A 17279-nucleotide genomic window follows, 5' to 3' on the forward strand; every position below is an offset into this window, starting at 1 on the left:
GCGCCCTCAGAGGTCCGCGTGCTCGAACGTCCAGTAGCCCACCGCGAGCGGGACGACGACCCACAGGCAGAGGACGACGGCGCCGAACCAGTCCTGGAGGACGACCACGTCGGCGGACTGGGGGGACCCACCCACGAGGGCGTTGGTCGCCCGCGAGTAGCCGGCGCTCGGCGAGACCGACTTGAGCAGGCGCGCCCACAGCGGTTCGGAGCCGAGCGCGGCGGCGAGGCTGAACCCCGACGCCGCGAGTTCCGCGACGGTGACGAGTGCGCCCCACGCGAACTGGAAGCCGAACCAGAAGCCGAAGGCGAGCGTGGCCGCGACCCCAGTCGACCCGGTCGTCGCCGAGAGGCCGACCGCGACGGCGACGTACGCGAGCGCGAACAGCAGCGTCAGGAGCGTGAACCCGACGAACGTCGCGACGGAGAAGCCGTCGATGCGGACGAGACCGAAGACGAACGGGACGACGAACCCCGCGGCGACGGGCACGCCGACGACGGCAGTCCGGCCGAGCGTCTTGCCGAGCACCACGTCGAGTCGGGAGTGGGGCAGCGAGAGCAAGAGCGCCAGCGACCCCGTCTCGCGCTCGCCGGCGATCGACTTGTAGCCCGCGAGGAGGGCGGTGATGGAGACCAGGAGGGCCGTGGGCCGGCGGAGGAACTGGACGAGTCCGCCCGTCTGCATACCCGTCCCGCCGAAGAACGTGACGTAGACGAGCGTCGTCCCCGCGGCGAACAGGAGGAAGAGGAGGTAGAGTGCCCACAGCGTTCGCGAGCGGAGGGCGTCGCGGAAGTCCTTCCGCGCGACGGCGAGGTGGGTCACGCGTCACCCTCCGCGGACGACGTCGCATCTATCGGACTCTCCCCGGCGACGCTCAGGAACAACTCTTCGAGCGACGCCTCGGCGGTCTCGAAGTCCCGCACGTCCACGCCCGCGTCCGCGAGCGTCGTGACGACGGCGGCCTTCGCGACGTCGTCGCAGGCGACCGAGACGGTCGCGGTGTCGGCGTCGCCGTGTGCCTCGGTTTCGGTGACGTCGACCGTCGAGACCCCGTCGAGGGCGCGGACCTCGTCGAGGGCGGCCTGGGTGAGTCCGCGGACCGAGAGGGTGAGGCGAGCGTCGGCGTCGAGGGTGTCGCGCAGGCCCTCGACGGTGTCCTCGGCGACGAGTTCGCCGTCGCGCAGGATGCCCACGCGGTCGCAGACAGCCTCGACCTGGCCGAGGATGTGACTGGAGAAGAAGACGGTCGCGCCGCGGTCGGCCTCCGTGCGGACGACCTCGCGCATCTCCTTCGCGCCCGCGGGGTCGAGTCCCGAGGAGGGTTCGTCGAGGATCAGGAGGTCCGGGTCGCCGACGAGCGCCATCCCGAGCGCGAGGCGCTGGCGCATCCCGGTCGAGTAGCCACCGGCCTTCCGGTCGCCGTCGTCGGCCAGGCCGACCCGGTCGAGGATGTCGGCGGGGTCGTCGTCCGCTCCCTTCGACTCGACCGCGAACTGGAGGTGTTCGCGGCCGGTGAGGCGGTCGTAGACGTCGAATCCTTCGGGGAGGACGCCGACCCGTTCGCGCACGGCGACGCTCTCGGCCTGGGCGTCGTACCCGAGCACGCGGGCCGTGCCGCCCGACGGGCGGACGAAGTCGAGGAGGACGTTGATGGTGGTGGACTTCCCGGCACCGTTCGGGCCGAGGAAGCCGTACACCTCTCCCTCGTCGACCGTCAACTGGAGGTTCTGGAGGGCGACGACGTCACCGTACTCCTTGGTGACCCCGTCGAGTTCGATGGCGGCCATACGCCGGATTCGGGCGCCCTCGGTTAAAAGTTCGCGACTACGTCTCGTCGAAGACCTTCTCGGCCCACTTCACGGCGTACTCCGCGCCGTACTGCCGGAAGGCGACGCTGTCGAGTGCCTCGAACGGCGTCGGGAGGTCGAGACCGTGTTTCACGCCGCTGCAGGCGAGTTCCGCGGCGTCGGCGAACTCCGTCTCGCGAGTCGCGACCTCGCCCGGGAGGTCCGTGATACGCGGTTGGAGGCGTTCGCCGGCGTCCTCCCACGCGTCGTGGAGGGTGGGGAAGTCGTCGGCCCACGTCTCGAACTCCTCGCGGGTGTGGAGTCCGCGGTAGGCGTCACAGCAGGCGTGAGCCAGTTGGTACGTCGCGTTCGGGCCGGTCGACGTCGCCGCGGCGAAGTCGGGGTAGCGCTCGGCGAAGAAGCCGAGGAAGTGCTCGGGGAGGTCGAGTCCGGCCTCGACGAGTGCCTCGGCGACGAGGAAGTTCACGAAGCTCTCGGGCGTGCCCTCGACGCGTGGCTTGACGATCACGACGGGCGGGTCGAACTGCGTGGTCCACGCGACGGAGCCGTCGCCGGGCATCCCGACGACGAGGTCCGAGGAGGTGAGCCGCTGGAGGAGTTCGGGGGCGTCGGCCGGGAGCCACGACTCCTCGTAGGCGTGTGGCGTGACCGCGTCCGTCCGGCCGGCGAGGTCGTCGAGCGCCCGCGACGGGAGTGTCTCGAAGTCCCGTTCGGAGTCGAGGACCAGTGCGTCCGGCGCGTACCGCTCGCGGACCCCCTCCACTTCGGGTGGAATCGAGCGCTCGTCGAACATCTACGCGATGGCGTTCGCGACGAGAGTCAGCGAGAACAGCGCGCTCAGACCGACGGTGGCGAGGACGATCTTCGTTGCCTTGCTCATGTTTCGGGGTGTGGTCCCGACTACCTTAAATCCGGCCAGTTCGCATCGGACGCGTCGGACTCGACGGACGCGCTGGACGCGTAGAGAGAGTCGGTCGGGTCACGTCGTCGACTCCGGCGGCGTCCCGAACGCCTTCCACGCCCCGGAGCGGAAGCGGACGAGGTTGACGAGCGCGCGCGTGTACATATCCGCGAGGATGGCGACGAAGATAGCCGGGAGACCGAGACCCAGGCCGAACCCGACGGTGACGGCGGGGACCGCGAGTCCGGCGACCGCGTACGGACCGAGCGTGAGGGCGGTCGCGGTGGGCGCGAGGAACGCGACCGGGAGGCGGGCGACGTAGGTCGCGAGGAGACCGCCGTAGAAGGGCCAGCGGGTGTCGCCCGCCCCGCGGAGCGCGCCCCGCATCGTCCGCGAGACACTGAACCCCGCGACGCCGAGACCGAACACCCGGATGAACGAGACCGTCAGGTCGGGGTACTGCGTCCCGAAGGCGGCGGCGATGGGGTGGGCGGCGACGAAGATGCCCGCCGCGATGAGCAGTTGCGTGACGAGTGCGATGCGGAGCGTCTGCCACCCGTAGTCGGCGGCTTCGGCCGTCTCGTCCGCGCCGACGTGTTGGCCCACGAGCGTCGAGGCGGCCGTCGAGTACCCCCACGCGGGCATCAGCGCGAGCAACATCACCCGCCGACCGATAGCGTAGGCCGCGATGACGTCCGTCCCGAGGAGACCGAGGACGAACAGGAACGGGAAGCGACCGAACGTCCGCGAGAGGCGGGTTCCGGCGAGCGGGAGCGCGACGCGCGTGATTTCGGCGGCGACCGACGTGTCCCACTGCTTCCCGCCGAGGTGGAGAGCGACGCTCCACCGCCCGGAGAGGAGGACGCCGAAGAAGACGACGCCCGCGAGCGCGTTCGCGATGGCCGTCCCCCACGCCGCGCCCGCGACGCCGAGCGGGGGGAAGCCGAGCAGACCGAAGACGAGTACCGCGTTGAGGACGATGTTCGTCGGGAGCGTCACGAGTCGGACGTACATGGGCGTGCGCGTGTCGCCCGCTCCAGCGAGTGCGCGCGCCGCGATCATGCTCCAGAAGCGAAAGCCGACCGACAGCATGACGATGCGGAGGTAGGTCGCGCCCTTCCGGATGGTCGCGGCGTCGTCGGTGAGCAGTCCGACCATCGGGTCGGCGTACGCCCACGTCGCGACGGTGATGGGGACCGAGAGCAGTATCGCGAGCCACAGCGACTGCTTGATGGCGAAGTCCGCCTCGCGGTGTGACTCGGCCCCCTTCAACCGGGAGACGACGCTGATGGTCCCCGAGGTGAGCGCGAGCGCGAGACCGAACGGGATGAAGTAGTACTGGAAGCCGAGTTCGAGCGCGGCGACGGCGGCCCCACCGCTCGCGACGCTGACCATGAAGAAGTCGGCCGTCCGGAGCAGCGTCCGCAACCCGCCGGTGACCATCGCCGGGACGGCGAGGTCGAACGCCTCTTCGCCCTTCTCCCGGTCGAGTAGGCCGAGTCGTGCGAGGAGCGCCGGGAAGGCGAACAGGAGATTCCGGAGGCGACGACGGGCGGCGCGGAGCACGCCGGCGCTTCGACCCCCGGACAAAAGGTGCCTCGGGAGGCGGCAATCGGGCGGGACGAATTCACCGGCGTCGACGCGCTACCCCCGTGTTTCGGGTGGAGAGTGGGGATCGAGAGGTGAGCGCGCGACGAAGAGCGGGTGTGAAGTCGGAGAGGAGCAGTGGGACGTGAGACTGTTCGGGCCGTCTCAGCGGTCGGGACCGTCCCAGGTGTCCGGGACCTCGATGACGTACCGGCCGTTCTCCTGGAGCGCGATGATGTACTCGTCGCGGTCGTACAACTCCATGAGGTTGAGTTCGTACTGGCCCGGCGCGACGATACGGATGCTCTCGAACTGGTCGTTGAGCTCCTCGCGGAGTTCGTCCATGTCGGGACGGTCGTCGCCGGGGTCGCGAGCGGCGACGTCCTCGTCCGGTTGGGACGTCTCGTCGAGTTGCTCGCGGAGTTCGTCCATGTCGGGCGTGTCTCGGTCGTCGTCACCCTCGGTCTCACCCTCGCCGTCGTCCGCTCCCGTGTCCGGTTGCTCCGGTCTCGGGAGGTCGGCGCTCTCGACCATGTCGGAGCGAGCGCTGGCCTGCGCGGTGTCCTCGCGGTCCACCTCGATCGGCGAGACGTCGCCGGTGGTCCGTTCGGAATCGGCGTTCGCGTCTGCGGCCGGTTCGGCGCCGCCGCTCGGCCCGGTGTCCGTTTCCGCGGCCGGTTCGGAGTCGGCGGCCGTCTCGGTGCTCGACCCGGTGGACGCGTCGTCCGTGCGGGACTGTGCGCGCGGGTCGTCCCGTGTCTCGTCGCTACTGACGAAGTCGCGGACGCTCGCGGCGGCCTTCCCGACGGCCGAGGAGACGGCGGAGTCGTCCGCCGGTTCGGACGAGCGCTCCGCGGACGTGTCGGGCGCGGACTCGTCGTCGGGGACGCCGTCGGGGCGGAACTGGAACTTGTTCCCCCCGCAGTCGGGGCACCCCGAGAGCATCTCCTTCGACCCGTCGGGGAACGTGTGCCCGCAGTTCGTACACTGGTGGGGCATCTATCGGCGGGAGACGAGCGTGCTGATGAGCGTCTCGTCCTTGTGGAGCGACTGGATCTGGTTGGCCGGCCCGATGACGGTCAGTTTCGACGTCTCCTCTTTGCCCATGAGTCGGCCGAGGAACGAGGAGTCGTTCGTCTCCGAGCGGGGGAAACTCTCGATCTCGATACCGGTGAACCCGTCGGGGTTGATCTCGGTCATCGTGACCTCGATGAGTTTCGACTCCTCGTCGGGGGTCAAACCCTTCTCGAGGACGACGATGTCGCCCTCCCGGACGGTGTCGAGGATCATCCGGATCTTCTCCATGCTGGTCCTTCCGTCCATCTTTTCACCGCTGATGAAGTCGATCTGGACGCCGTCTTCTGCCTCGTTTTCGTGTCCTACTTCCGGCATTGGTATCACCCGAACTTCGAGGCGATCTTGTCGTACACCTCGTCCATGTTGCTCCCCTCGAGCGCGGACAGCGGAATCGTCTCGTGCTGTGGGAACGCGTTGCGGATTCGCTGGATGTTGGAATCGTCCAGGTCCGTCTTGTTGGCGAGGATGAGCACGGGCAGGTCCTGACTCTCGATGATGCCGATGAGCATCGTGTTCACCTGCGTGAACGGATCCTCGGTGCTGTCGAGGACGTAGATGACGCCGTCGACGTCCTCGCGGAGCCAGTGCATCGCCTCGGCGACGCCCTCGGTCGCCTCGCGGGAGCGCCGCTTGGCGTCGTCGGCGTCCATGTCGTGCTCGAGGAAGTCCTCGTAGTCGACCTTCGTCGTCACACCGGGCGTGTCGACGATGTCGATACTGACGGTGCTCCCGTTGCGCTCGATCTCGACGTTCTCCTTACGGCGCGCGCGACGAGTCTCGTGGGGAACGTGACTCTCCGGACCGACGGCGTCGCCCGTCCAGTCGCGAGCGATGCGATTGGCGAGCGTCGTCTTCCCGGCGTTTGGCGGCCCGTAGATACCGATACGTTTCGTCTCCTCTTCGCTGCCGGCGAAGAGCTTCGCCGTCACCGTGGAGATGCTGTCTCTGAGGTCTGCGAACAGTCCCATCCTTTTCCTCCCTTACGCGCCCGGACAGGGTAAAGCCTGACGCAGACGGCGCTTGGTTACAGAGTAGACCGACCGAGAAAACTTAAACCTACGTCAGACGTCGGGACCGGAGTCCGACCGGACGGACCGACCCCACCGCCGTTTCGAGTCGACACGAGTGCACGCGACACGAGCCGACGAGTCCGACACCGTACCGGAAGTGTCCCCGAGCCGAACGGTCCACCCGGATGATCCACCCTGCCCCCCACCCCTTCGTTTCAGGTGGAGACGGTCAGGAGGGGGAAGGGGTGCGAGCGGGAGCGTTTCTGTGGTCTGACTGCACGACGAAAGGAAGTCGATTCCCGGGGTGTTTTCTCTACTACGGGTTTGGTTTCTGTGCTTTCCACTTAAGCTTTCCTCATATCTAGTCCCCCTCTCAGCGGGGGTCCCCCTGTTCTCGCGTTCCACCTGAAACGAAGGGGTGGGGGGCTTCGCCCCGTCCCCGACCGCTACCCCTCCGTTTCAGATGCAGTCCCGACCGCCGCCGAACGACTCGACTCCGGCTCCCGCCGCCGCTCCCCTTCGTTCAGTTCACTTCCCGCCGGACAAACCGACAGTCCTGCCCTTCGACACGTCCCGCTCGACTCGAACTGTTCCTCTCGAAGCAACATATTCTGAGTCCGTGTGGGTCGATACCGCTCCCCGCTCGATCACCCGTCGAGATTGGTCCGTCGGTCTCGGGCGCGCGGACCTCCACCTACCGTCGCGAGCCACGGCGGACCACCGTGGCCGACCCCGGCCCGCTCGACGGTGCACCGAAACGTATTTGACTCCGCCGTTACCTGTGTTTCATCTGCATCAACTGCACTCGCTGGCTTCAGCCGGAACCCGAACCGTCGAATTCACGACGTTTGGGCCGCACTCCCGGTGCTGGCGGGTGTTCTCCACCCGAAACAGAGGGGTCTCCCAGAACATGACGAACAACGGACCGCCGGACGGTCGACGAACGGACGGGCGAAGCTTCGAGGTAGACATCGACGACGTCCTCGACGACGAGGACGAGGACGACGGTGACGGCCTCTTCGACGATCTGCTCAGCGGCGAGCCGATCTTCGAGAACAAGGAGGTACTCCGTCCGTCGTACACGCCGCACGAACTCCCGCACCGCAACGAGCAGATCAACAACATGGCGACCATCCTCGTCGCCGCACTCCGGGGTGAGACGCCCTCGAACATCCTCATCTACGGGAAGACCGGGACGGGGAAGACGGCCTCGGCGAAGTTCGTCTCCCAGGAACTGGAGAAGACCTCCCGGAAGTACGACGTCCCCTGCGAGGTCGAGTACATCAACTGCGAGGTGACCGACACGCAGTACCGCGTGCTCGCGCAACTCGCGAACAAGTTCATCGACCAGAACCGGGCGTACGTCGACGAGCGCGTCGACGAACTCGAAGACCTGCACACCGCCGCCCGGGACGACCGCGCCGCCCTCGACGACACCGAGTTCGACTCGCCGCGGGAGGTCCAGAACCGTATCGACTCCCGCCTCGACGACAAGGAGGACATGGAGGAGGTCCCGATGACCGGGTGGCCGACCGACCGCGTCTACTCGACGTTCTTCGACGCCGTCGACTACGTCGAGCGCGTGGCCGTCATCATGCTCGACGAGATCGACAAACTCGTCGAGAAGTCCGGCGACGACACCCTCTACAACCTCTCGCGGATGAACTCCGAACTCGACAACTCCCGCGTGTCGATCATCGGCATCTCGAACGACCTGAAGTTCACCGACTTCCTCGACCCGCGCGTGAAGTCGAGTCTCGGCGAGGAGGAGATCGTCTTCCCGCCCTACGACGCCAACCAACTGCGGGACATCCTCCAGCACCGCTCCGACACGGCGTTCAAGGAGGGTGCCCTCTCCGACGACGTCCTCCCGCTGTGTGCGGCGTTCGCCGCCCAGGAACACGGCGACGCCCGTCGTGCGCTCGACCTGCTCCGGACCGCGGGCGAACTCGCCGAGCGCGACCAGGCCGACACCGTCGACGAGGAACACGTCCGCCACGCCCAGGACAAGATCGAACTCGACCGCGTCGTCGAGGTGGTCCGCACCCTCCCGACGCAGTCGAAACTCGTCCTCTACGCCATCATGACCCTGGAGAAACACGGGGTCCACAACATCAACACCGGCGAGGTGTACAACATCTACAAGCGTCTCTGCGACGAGATCGACGCGGACGTCCTCACCCAGCGGCGCGTCACCGACCTCATCTCCGAACTCGACATGCTCGGTATCGTCAACGCGGTCGTCGTCTCGAAGGGGCGCTACGGCCGCACGAAGGAGATCAACCTCTCGGTCCCCATCGAGGAGACCGAGACGGTCCTCCAGGCCGACTCGCGACTCGGGGACATCGAGAACGTCACGCCGTTCGTGCAGGCCCGCTTCGACGGCGACGGGAAGGACTGACCGGAGAAGCCGCTACACCGCGGTCGGCACCGGGACGACCGCCGACCCCGAGACCACGAGGCGGACCCACCCGAGCCACGGGATGCGGAACTCGGCGGTCCCGCGGACCCACTCCTCTTTCACGGGCCGACTGATACCCCACACCTGGTCGTAGAGGGGATTCGCGTCGCCCTTCGTGATGAACCCGCTGTTCGGCGCCGGGCAGTTGGGGAGTTCCTTACAGTTGTCCCAGTTCGGCTGGAGGTAGTCCTCGTCGGCCTCGTCGTACCAGTTCTCCCCCTCTTGGACGTAGAATCTGGCCCGGTGGATGACCGGTGTCGCCCGTTCGGAGCCGTCGGGTTCGTAGACGACGACGTCACCGTAACTGTGGAACTTCCGGTACCCGACTTCCTTCCCGTGCTGGTAGGTCACGACGCCGGTGTCGGCGTGTGCCGCCTCGGGCGGGAAGCGGTCTTCTTCCATCACGAAGACGAGGTCACCCTTCTCCAAGTGTGGGTTCATGCTCCCACTCTCGACGGCGACGAGCGGGGGCCAGAGGCCGCTGACGGCGAACAACAGCAGCCCGACCATCGCGACCACGAGGGCACTGCTCACCGTCTCCCGGACGAACACGACCGCGGTGTCGTCGGAGCGGAGGAACCACCGGACGGCGGCGCGGGGGCCCGAGCGTGGGTCAGGGACGTCGTCGCCAGAACTCATCGTCACGTGATAAGCCGAAAGCCCGTTTCAACCTTCTGGGTCCGTCGTCCGTGTGGATCGACGAGCGGACGAACCCGTCTCGACACAGATCACGAGGTCTCACTCGCCCCGCTCGTGAGACCGCCACGCTTTTGCTCCGTCTGACCCTGTTGAGTGAACGTGCCGCTCTCGGAACCCGTCCGGGTCGTCCGCGAACTCACGAGCCACGGCTACAACGCCGACCGGGAGGCCGTGACGCTGCTCGCGGACGCGCCGGACCCGGACGCCGCCGTCGCGCGCGCGGTCGAGACCGCCCCCGACGACGTGCTGACGCTCACTGCCGAGCACGTCCGGGAGGCGCTCGACGACATCCACGATGCGGACGGCGCCGACACTGACACTCCATCCGACACTGCCTCCTCTCCCGACACCGACGCCCCGCCAGACACCGACGACCTCGATACCACAGTTTCGTCTGGAGACGAAACGACCGGTAATCCGACGAGGATGACCACCTCTCCAGCGGAAACGAAGGGGGACTCGTTCGACCGGACGGTCGACGAGGCGCTCCGGGAGGTCGACATCGCGGGCGACATCACCGGCCGCAGCACGGGGACCGGCGAGTACGAGGACTTCGTCGCCGTGTTCCGCGACCGCTACGAACGCCTCTCGAAGAAACTCCGCGGGCGCGTCAACCACCGGCCGACGGACGCCCTCGAACAGATGTCCGGGGGTAACGACGCGGCCGTCGTCGGGATGGTCAACGACATCCGTTCGACCGCCAGCGGCCACTGGCTCGTCGAACTGGAGGACACGAACGGGACGTTCCCCGCGCTCGTGATGAAGGACCGGGACATCGCCGAACTCGTCGACGAGATGCTCCTCGACGAGGTGGTCGCCGTCGAGGGGTCGCTCTCCTCCGACGGCGGCATCATCTTCGCCGACAACATCCACTTCCCGGACGTCCCACGGAACCACCAGGTGAACACGGCCGACCGCCACGTCCAGGCCGCGCTCGTCTCCGACGTCCACGTCGGCAGCCAGGAGTTCGCTGGCGAGGCGTGGTCGCGCTTCACCTCGTGGCTCCACACGCGGGAGGCCGAACACGTCGAGTACCTCCTCATCGCGGGCGACATGGTCGAGGGCGTCGGCGTCTACCCCGACCAGGACGAGGAACTCGACATCGTCGACATCTACGAGCAGTACGAGGCGTTCTCCGAGCGCCTGAAGGAGGTCCCCGGCGACGTGGAGATCGTCCTCATCCCCGGTAACCACGACGCCGTCCGCCTCGCCGAACCCCAACCCGGCTTCGACGAGAAACTCCGGGACATCATGGACGTCCACGACCCACACATCTCGGGCAACCCCTCGACAGTGACGGTCGAGGGCGTCGACGTCCTCATGTACCACGGCGTCTCCATCGACGAGATGGTCGCCGAACTCCCCGAGGACAAGGCGAGTTACGAGAAGCCCCACCGCGCGATGTACCAACTCCTCAAGAAGCGCCACGTCGCCCCGCAGTTCGGCGGCCACATGCGCGTCGCGCCCGAGGAGAAGGACTACCTCGTCATCGACGACGTCCCCGACGTCTTCCACACCGGCCACGTCCACAAACTCGGCATCGGCACCTACCACAACGTCCGGTGTATCAACTCCGGTTGCTGGCAGAAACAGACCGACTTCCAGAAGTCCGTCAACATCCAACCGGACGTCGCGACCGCGCCCATCCTCGACCTCGATACACTCGAAGTCACGGTCCGGAAGTTCGAGTGATTCGCTCCGCTCGCGCTACGCCGGGTCCCAGCGGTACTTGCGGGTCTCTTCGCCCTCGAAGCGGGGGCCGTTCTCGCGCGCCTCGAACCCCAGCGTTTCCACTGCACGACGGGTCTCCTCGTCGGACTCGGGGACGACGACCTCGACGGGGAGGTCCTCGCTGCGGGCGAGTCCGCGGGGTTCGTCGAGGAGGTCGTCGAACGACGCTTCGTCGCCGGCGAGGCGGGTGACGTGGATGGCGCCGTTGTAGGTGTCGTAGGCGGCGAATCCGACGATTTCGTCGTCGGCGTCCTCGGCCGCGACGCGGACCCGTCGCTCGCGGAGGAGTCGGTCGGCCGCGGCACGAGGCAGGTCGGCGAGGTCGGCCATCGCGGGGGCGTCCTCGTCGACGGCGTCACGGACGTACATGGTGTGTGAGACGTCGCGACACCGGAAAAAACTGCGGGTGACGACCACCCCAAGTATCCCCTCGGATGGCAGCAGTTATCTACGCCCCTCGACTACCCACACCCATGACTACGGATAGCACGACGAGTCGCCGGGTGATGGGATGCGAGTAGTTGCGAAGTTCGGCGGAACGAGTCTGGGGAGCGGCGACCGCATCGAGCGGGCCGCCGACTCCGTCGCGGACGTCGTCGCGGAGGGCAACGAGATCGCCGTCGTCGCCTCCGCGATGGGGAGTACGACCGACGAACTCCTCGACTCCATCACGTTCGAGGCCGCGGAGTCCGACCGCGCGGAGATCGTCTCGATGGGCGAGCGGACCTCCGTCCGGATGCTGAAGGCCGCCCTCGAATCTCGCGGCGTCGACGCCGTCTTCGTCGAACCGGGCCACCCCGACTGGCCGGTCGTCACGAACGAGCGCGGCGAGGTCGACGTCGAAGAGACCCAGAAGCGCGCCGAGGCGCTCGCGGAGAAGATGGACGGCGTCGTCCCCGTCATCACGGGCTTCCTCGCCGAGGACCACGACGGCAACGTCACGACGCTCGGCCGCGGTGGCTCCGACACGACGGCGGTCATGCTCGGTCGTTACATGGACGCCGACGAGGTCGTCATCGTCACCGACGTCGAGGGCATCATGACCGGCGACCCCCACGTCGTCGAGGGTGCGCGGAACGTCGGCGAGATCACCGTCGACGAACTCCGGAACCTCTCCTTCCGCGGCGCCGAGGTCGTCGCCCCCTCCGCGCTCTCCTACAAGGAGGAGGACCTGGAGGTTCGCGTCGTCCACTACCAGCACGGCGACCTCCTCTCCGGCGGCACCCGCATCGAGGGCAAGTTCGAGAACATGATCGACATGCGGGACACCTCGCTGGCGTGTCTCACCGTCGCCGGCCGGGCCATCCGCAACCAACCGGGCATCGTCTCGAAACTCTCGACGGCGCTCGCCGACGCCGGCATCAACCTCGACGCCATCGCCTCGGGGATGGACTCCGTGACGGTCTACGTCGAGGAGGACCGCGCCGAAGAGGCCGAGAACGTCCTCCACGCCGAGGTCATCGAGGACGAGACCCTCTCGTCGGTGACGGTCACCGACGGCATCGCGGTCATCCGCGTCCTCGGCGGGGAACTCCCCAACCGACCCGGCGTCATCCAGGAAATCGTCAACCCACTCGCGGACGCCCGCATCAAAATCGTCGACCTCATCACCTCCGCGACGTCCGTCGCGGTGTTCGTCGACTGGGACGACCGCGAGGAGGCCCTCGACATCGTCCAGGACCACTTCGAGGACTGAGTACCCCGACCGAAACGTTCACGGATTGACGTATCGACACGGCGTGTATGCCCTCCACACGCACTCACACACGCCCCAGTCGCGGTGACACCGACGTCGTGGGCGCTCGCATCGGTGCGCAAGTCGTCGACATCGTCCTGATGACCGTCCAGGTCTTCGCAATCACGTTCGTCCTCTCCGCACTCACCGGGAGTTCGGACCCACGACCGTTCTTCTTCCTCTCGTTGCTCACGCTCCCGCTCTACGGTGGACTCCTCGAAGGCTACTGGGACGGACAGACGGTCGGAAAACGGCTCTTCGGCATCCGCGTCGTCGACGAGTCCGGCCGGGATTGTTCGGTCGCCCAGGCCTTCGGGCGCAACGCGCCGGCGGTCGTCATGCCGGGGTGGCTCGCCTACCTCGTCGCCCTCGCGTCGATGGCCGCCAGCGACCGTCGCCAGCGCCTCTTCGACCGCTTCGTCGGGACCGTCGTCGTCCGGGCGACGGACTTCCGTGGAGACTCCTCTCCGGGGACCGCCCACGAGTACCGGTAGCGTTACACTCTCTCGTCCGGGTCGTACCGGTCGGCCATCCGCGTCGCCTCCGTCGCGTAGCGCTCGCGGTCCGTCTCGTCTTCGACTTCGCGGAGGTCGTCGCGGTCCGCCTCGCGGGCGGCCGTCGGGTCCGGCGCGTTCATCGACTGCTGGCGTTCGAGCACCCACTCGCCGTCGGTCGTCGCGTAGGTGAGACTCAACATCCCCTTGTCGGTGTACTCGCGGTGGACGAACCAGACCTGAACCGTCTCGCTCTCACTCTCGTCGTCGTCGGCGCTCATGTCCCGACCTTCGGACGGCGGCGGTTTGTAGGTTTCCGGTGTGGGACGACCGCGCAGTTGAAACGGGCGGGTCCACTACTCGACGGCGATGGACGCGAGCGGCGTGCGCGAGCGGGCGAGCGACTTTCCACGGGAACCGGGGGTCTACCAGTTCCTCACCGACGAGGGGCAGGTCCTCTACGTCGGGAAGGCCGTGGACCTCCGCGACCGGGTGCGCTCGTACGCCGACCCGCGCTCCGAACGCATCCGCCAGATGGTGCGCCGGGCGGAGGACCTCGACTTCGCCGTCACGGACACCGAGACGCAGGCGCTCCTCCTCGAAGCGAACCTCATCAAGCGCCACCAGCCACGCTACAACGTCCGCCTGAAGGACGACAAGTCCTACCCGCTCGTCCAACTCACGGACCACGACTTCCCGCGCGTCGAGGTGACCCGCGACCCCGACGAGGGCGCGACGGCCTACGGGCCCTACACCGACGTCGGCCGGGTCGAGACGGTCGTGAAGGCGCTCCGCGAGACCTACGGGGTTCGGGGCTGTTCGGACCACAAGTTCCAGAATCGCGACCGACCGTGTCTCGACCACGACATCGGTCTCTGTAGTGCGCCCTGCACCGCCGAGATCGACGTCGAGAGCTACGTCGCGGACGTCGAGTCGGTGAAACGCTTCTTCGAGGGCGAGACCGGTGTCCTCGCGGACCCGCTCGAACGCGAGATGGAGCGGGCCGCCCAGGACCAGGAGTTCGAGCGCGCGGCGAACCTCCGCGACCGCCTCGACGCGGTCCGCGCCTTCCACGGGGGCGGCGGTGAGGCCGTCGCCGGACAGAGCGGCGAGCGCCACGTCGACGTCCTCGGCGTGGCCGTCGAAGGCGACAGCGCGACCGTCGCCCGCCTCAACAGCGAGGGCGGCCAACTCGTCGAGCGCGACCAGCACCACCTCTCCGCACCCGAGGGCGAGGACCGCGTCGCCGAGGTGCTCGGGGCGTTCGTCCCGCAGTACTACGCCGAACGCGACCTGCCCGACGCCCTGCTCCTCCCCGAACACCCGGACGACGCGGACCTCGACGCCTGGCTCGACGCCGAGGGCGTGGCCGTCCGCGTCCCCGGCGCGGGCCGCGAGGCGAAACTCGTCGACCTCGCACTCAAGAACGCCCACCGACGCGCTGGCGGTGGCGACGGCACGGGCGCGCTCGCGGACGCGCTCGGCCTCGACGCCCGCCCCACCCGCATCGAGGGCTTCGACGTGAGCCACGCGCAGGGGAAGGCCGTCGTCGGCAGCGACGTCACGTTCGTCGACGGCGCACCCGCGAAGGGCGACTACCGCCGGAAGAAACTCGGCGAGGAGAACGACGACTACGCCAACATGCGCCGCCTCGTCGCCTGGCGCGCGACGCGGGCCGTCGAGGGCCGCGACGACCGCCCCGACCCGGACCTCCTGCTCGTCGACGGCGGCCAGGGCCAACTCGACGCCGCCCGCGACGCGCTCGACGACGCCGGTTGGGACGTCCCCGCCGTCGCGCTCGCCAAACAGGAGGAAGTCGTCGTCACACCCCACACCACGTACGACTGGCCGGACGACGCGCCCCACCTCCACCTCCTCCAGCGCGTCCGCGACGAGGCCCACCGCTTCGCCGTCCAGTACCACCAGAGCCTCCGGGACGACGTCTCGACGGCGCTCGACGAGGTGCCGGGGGTCGGGCCGGAACTCCGCAAGCGCCTCCTCCGGCGCTTCGGAAGCGTCGACGGCGTCCGCGACGCCTCCGCCGAGGAACTCCGCTCGGTCGACGGTGTCGGCGCGGAGACGGCCGACACGCTCGCACGCCACCTCTGACCCTGCCGACTCGGACCGGTCGGCGCGCGTACCTTTATACCCGAAGCCGAACGATTCGGAGGTATGGATTCGACGGGGCGACGGCTCTTCCGTGAACTCGGGCGGGCGAGCACGAGCGTCGGCACTCGCTCCGACGGACGGAGCCAGTCCGAGGCCGCGGCCGGCGACACGACCGGGTTCGGCACGCTCCACTGGCTGTTCGTCGCCCTGCTCGTCGTCGCCGTCGCGCTCGCGGTGTTCGTCTCCGTCTGGTACGCGGTCGGCGTCCTCCTGCTCGCGCTCGCAATCGTGACCGTCGCGAGTTCCGTACAAATCGTCCAGGCGTACGAACGTCGCCCTTACACGGTGTTCGGAGCGTTCCGCGGGATGCTCGGCCCCGGTCTCCGGTTCGTCCCGCCGTTCGTCTCGAAGAGCTACGTCTACGACGTCCGGACGCGGACGCTCGACGTCCCGACGCAGGAGGCCATCACCGAGGACAACTCCCCCGTCCGGGCGAACGCCGTCGTCTACATCCGGGTCGTGAACGCCGAACGGGCCTTCCTCGAAGTCGAGGACTACGAGACGGCCGTCCTCAACCTCGCACAGACCACCCTCCGGGCGGTCATCGGCGACATGGAACTCGACGAGACGCTCTCCCGGCGCACCGAGATCAACCGCCGCATCCACGAGGAACTCGACGAACCGACCGACGCGTGGGGCATCCGCGTCGAGGGCGTCGAGGTCCGCGAGGTGATGCCCAGCGACGTCGTCAAGAGCGCGATGGAACGCCAGGCGTCCGCCGAGCGCACCCGACGCGCGATGATCCTCGAAGCCCAGGGCGAGCGCCAGTCGGCTATCGAGCGTGCCCGCGGCGAGAAGCAAGCGGCCATCGTCCGCGCGCAAGGGTCGAAACAGGCGCAGGTCCTCGAAGCCCAGGGCGACGCCGTCGCGACGGTCCTCCGCGCCCGCGCCGCCGAAGCGATGGGGGAACGCGCCGTCATCGAGCGCGGCATGGAGAGTCTGGAACGCATCGGGCAGAGTCCGTCGACGACGTTCGTCCTCCCGCAGGAACTCACCTCGCTGCTCGGGCGCTACGGGAAGCACCTCTCGGGGAGCGACGTCGGTGGCGGGGGCGCGGGTGGCGGTGGCCTCCGGAGTCGCGACTTCGACGCGGAGACCGTCGAGTGGCTCGGGCTAGACGAGATCGACGACCTGGTCTCCGAGGTCGTCGACGACGAACGGAGCGAAGTCGAGATCGAAGTCGAGGAGCCCTAGGCGAGTTTCGGTCGTCGGCGGACGACGGCGCGGCCGGCCGTCACGAGTGCGAGGACGACCCCCGAGAACAGCGAGGCGCCGACGAATCCGATCAGGAGTTTCCCGACGAGCGTCGACTTCATGAACTGCTTGACGGTCAGGTCGGTCGTCCCGACGACGAGCGACGTCGAGAACGCGCCGACGAGGAAGAGTGCCGCCAGTCGAACGGCGGTCCGGCGGCGTTCGTGCGCGTCGAGTCGTGCGGCCGCCCAGCCCGCACCGGCGAGGAGACCGACGAACGAGAGGGCGCCGACGACGTGCCCGGCCGGCGGGAGTTTCGGGATGCCGAACCAGAGCATCACCGCGTACCAGACGGCGAGGCCGACGGCGTACGTCTCGACGGCACCGGCCAGGTCCCGGAGTGAGTCGGACAC

At 68.1% G+C, this 17279-nt stretch carries 18 protein-coding genes; 6 read left to right on the forward strand and 12 right to left on the reverse strand.

Going from position 1 to position 17279, the window contains the following annotated elements; all coding sequences use genetic code 11:
- Nucleotides 1-6: 6 nt before the first annotated feature.
- The 8 genes from P0Y33_RS12830 to P0Y33_RS12860 form a co-directional block, all read right to left on the reverse strand.
- On the reverse strand, nt 7-822 hold the full coding sequence (locus tag P0Y33_RS12830; protein WP_279527787.1) for an ABC transporter permease subunit: 816 nt from the start codon (nt 820-822) through the stop codon (nt 7-9).
- Nucleotides 819-1787 (reverse strand): ABC transporter ATP-binding protein, encoded by a 969-nt coding sequence (locus P0Y33_RS12835; RefSeq protein ID WP_279527788.1) that lies wholly within the window; start codon nt 1785-1787, stop codon nt 819-821. Before P0Y33_RS12835 ends, P0Y33_RS12830 begins: the two co-directional genes overlap by 4 nt.
- A 37-nt stretch (nt 1788-1824) precedes the next feature.
- Complete coding sequence (locus P0Y33_RS12840; RefSeq protein ID WP_279527789.1) at nt 1825-2601, reverse strand: DUF7089 family protein; 777 nt, start codon at nt 2599-2601, stop codon at nt 1825-1827.
- Nucleotides 2602-2688, reverse strand: coding sequence for a hypothetical protein (locus P0Y33_RS19240; RefSeq protein ID WP_456071251.1), 87 nt, complete (start codon nt 2686-2688; stop codon nt 2602-2604).
- Between the two features lie 99 nt (nt 2689-2787).
- Nucleotides 2788-4275 carry an MATE family efflux transporter gene (locus P0Y33_RS12845; RefSeq protein ID WP_279527790.1) on the reverse strand — a complete coding sequence of 496 codons (1488 nt, stop codon included), beginning with the start codon at nt 4273-4275 and terminating at the stop codon, nt 2788-2790.
- 186 nt (nt 4276-4461) lie between these two features.
- Complete coding sequence (locus tag P0Y33_RS12850) at nt 4462-5295, reverse strand: OapC/ArvC family zinc-ribbon domain-containing protein (RefSeq protein ID WP_279527791.1); 834 nt, start codon at nt 5293-5295, stop codon at nt 4462-4464.
- On the reverse strand, nt 5296-5688 hold the full coding sequence (locus P0Y33_RS12855; RefSeq protein ID WP_279527792.1) for a DUF2073 domain-containing protein: 393 nt from the start codon (nt 5686-5688) through the stop codon (nt 5296-5298).
- A 5-nt stretch (nt 5689-5693) separates the two neighbouring features.
- Entirely contained in the window at nt 5694-6341 is a 648-nt protein-coding gene (locus tag P0Y33_RS12860) for an Era-like GTP-binding protein (RefSeq protein ID WP_279527793.1), read from the reverse strand.
- A 952-nt stretch (nt 6342-7293) separates the two neighbouring features.
- On the opposite strand from P0Y33_RS12860, the gene P0Y33_RS12865 reads away from it, so the two are divergent.
- A complete protein-coding gene (locus tag P0Y33_RS12865; RefSeq protein WP_279527794.1) occupies nt 7294-8784 on the forward strand; it encodes a Cdc6/Cdc18 family protein in 1491 nt (496 codons plus the stop codon).
- A 12-nt stretch (nt 8785-8796) separates the two neighbouring features.
- Here the strand turns inward: P0Y33_RS12865 and P0Y33_RS12870 are convergent, their stop codons facing one another.
- Complete coding sequence (locus tag P0Y33_RS12870) at nt 8797-9483, reverse strand: S26 family signal peptidase (protein WP_279527795.1); 687 nt, start codon at nt 9481-9483, stop codon at nt 8797-8799.
- A 159-nt stretch (nt 9484-9642) separates the two neighbouring features.
- Between P0Y33_RS12870 and P0Y33_RS12875 the strand changes: the two genes are divergently transcribed.
- Complete coding sequence (locus tag P0Y33_RS12875; protein WP_279527796.1) at nt 9643-11235, forward strand: DNA-directed DNA polymerase II small subunit; 1593 nt, start codon at nt 9643-9645, stop codon at nt 11233-11235.
- 15 nt (nt 11236-11250) lie between these two features.
- On the opposite strand, the gene P0Y33_RS12880 is transcribed toward P0Y33_RS12875, so the two are convergent.
- The gene (locus P0Y33_RS12880) at nt 11251-11643 is read right to left on the reverse strand and encodes a hypothetical protein (protein ID WP_279527797.1); all 393 of its coding nucleotides are present in this window, start codon (nt 11641-11643) and stop codon (nt 11251-11253) included.
- A 142-nt stretch (nt 11644-11785) separates the two neighbouring features.
- On the opposite strand from P0Y33_RS12880, the gene P0Y33_RS12885 reads away from it, so the two are divergent.
- Both P0Y33_RS12885 and P0Y33_RS12890 read left to right on the forward strand, forming a co-directional pair.
- Nucleotides 11786-12970 (forward strand): aspartate kinase, encoded by a 1185-nt coding sequence (locus tag P0Y33_RS12885; protein ID WP_279527798.1) that lies wholly within the window; start codon nt 11786-11788, stop codon nt 12968-12970.
- A gap of 47 nt (nt 12971-13017) precedes the next feature.
- Entirely contained in the window at nt 13018-13503 is a 486-nt protein-coding gene (locus P0Y33_RS12890) for an RDD family protein (protein WP_279527799.1), read from the forward strand.
- Between the two features lie 2 nt (nt 13504-13505).
- On the opposite strand, the gene P0Y33_RS12895 is transcribed toward P0Y33_RS12890, so the two are convergent.
- Nucleotides 13506-13784, reverse strand: coding sequence for a hypothetical protein (locus tag P0Y33_RS12895; RefSeq protein ID WP_279527800.1), 279 nt, complete (start codon nt 13782-13784; stop codon nt 13506-13508).
- 88 nt (nt 13785-13872) lie between these two features.
- On the opposite strand from P0Y33_RS12895, the gene P0Y33_RS12900 reads away from it, so the two are divergent.
- Complete coding sequence (locus P0Y33_RS12900) at nt 13873-15612, forward strand: excinuclease ABC subunit C (protein ID WP_279527801.1); 1740 nt, start codon at nt 13873-13875, stop codon at nt 15610-15612.
- Between the two features lie 63 nt (nt 15613-15675).
- Nucleotides 15676-16866 (forward strand): SPFH domain-containing protein, encoded by a 1191-nt coding sequence (locus P0Y33_RS12905; RefSeq protein WP_279527802.1) that lies wholly within the window; start codon nt 15676-15678, stop codon nt 16864-16866.
- On the opposite strand, the gene P0Y33_RS12910 is transcribed toward P0Y33_RS12905, so the two are convergent.
- Nucleotides 16863-17279, reverse strand: a complete 417-nt coding sequence (locus P0Y33_RS12910; protein ID WP_279527803.1) for a hypothetical protein — start codon at nt 17277-17279, stop codon at nt 16863-16865. The genes P0Y33_RS12905 and P0Y33_RS12910 overlap by 4 nt on opposite strands.

It is taken from the genome of Halospeciosus flavus (assembly GCF_029814175.1).
Classification (GTDB): domain Archaea; phylum Halobacteriota; class Halobacteria; order Halobacteriales; family Halobacteriaceae; genus Halospeciosus; species Halospeciosus flavus.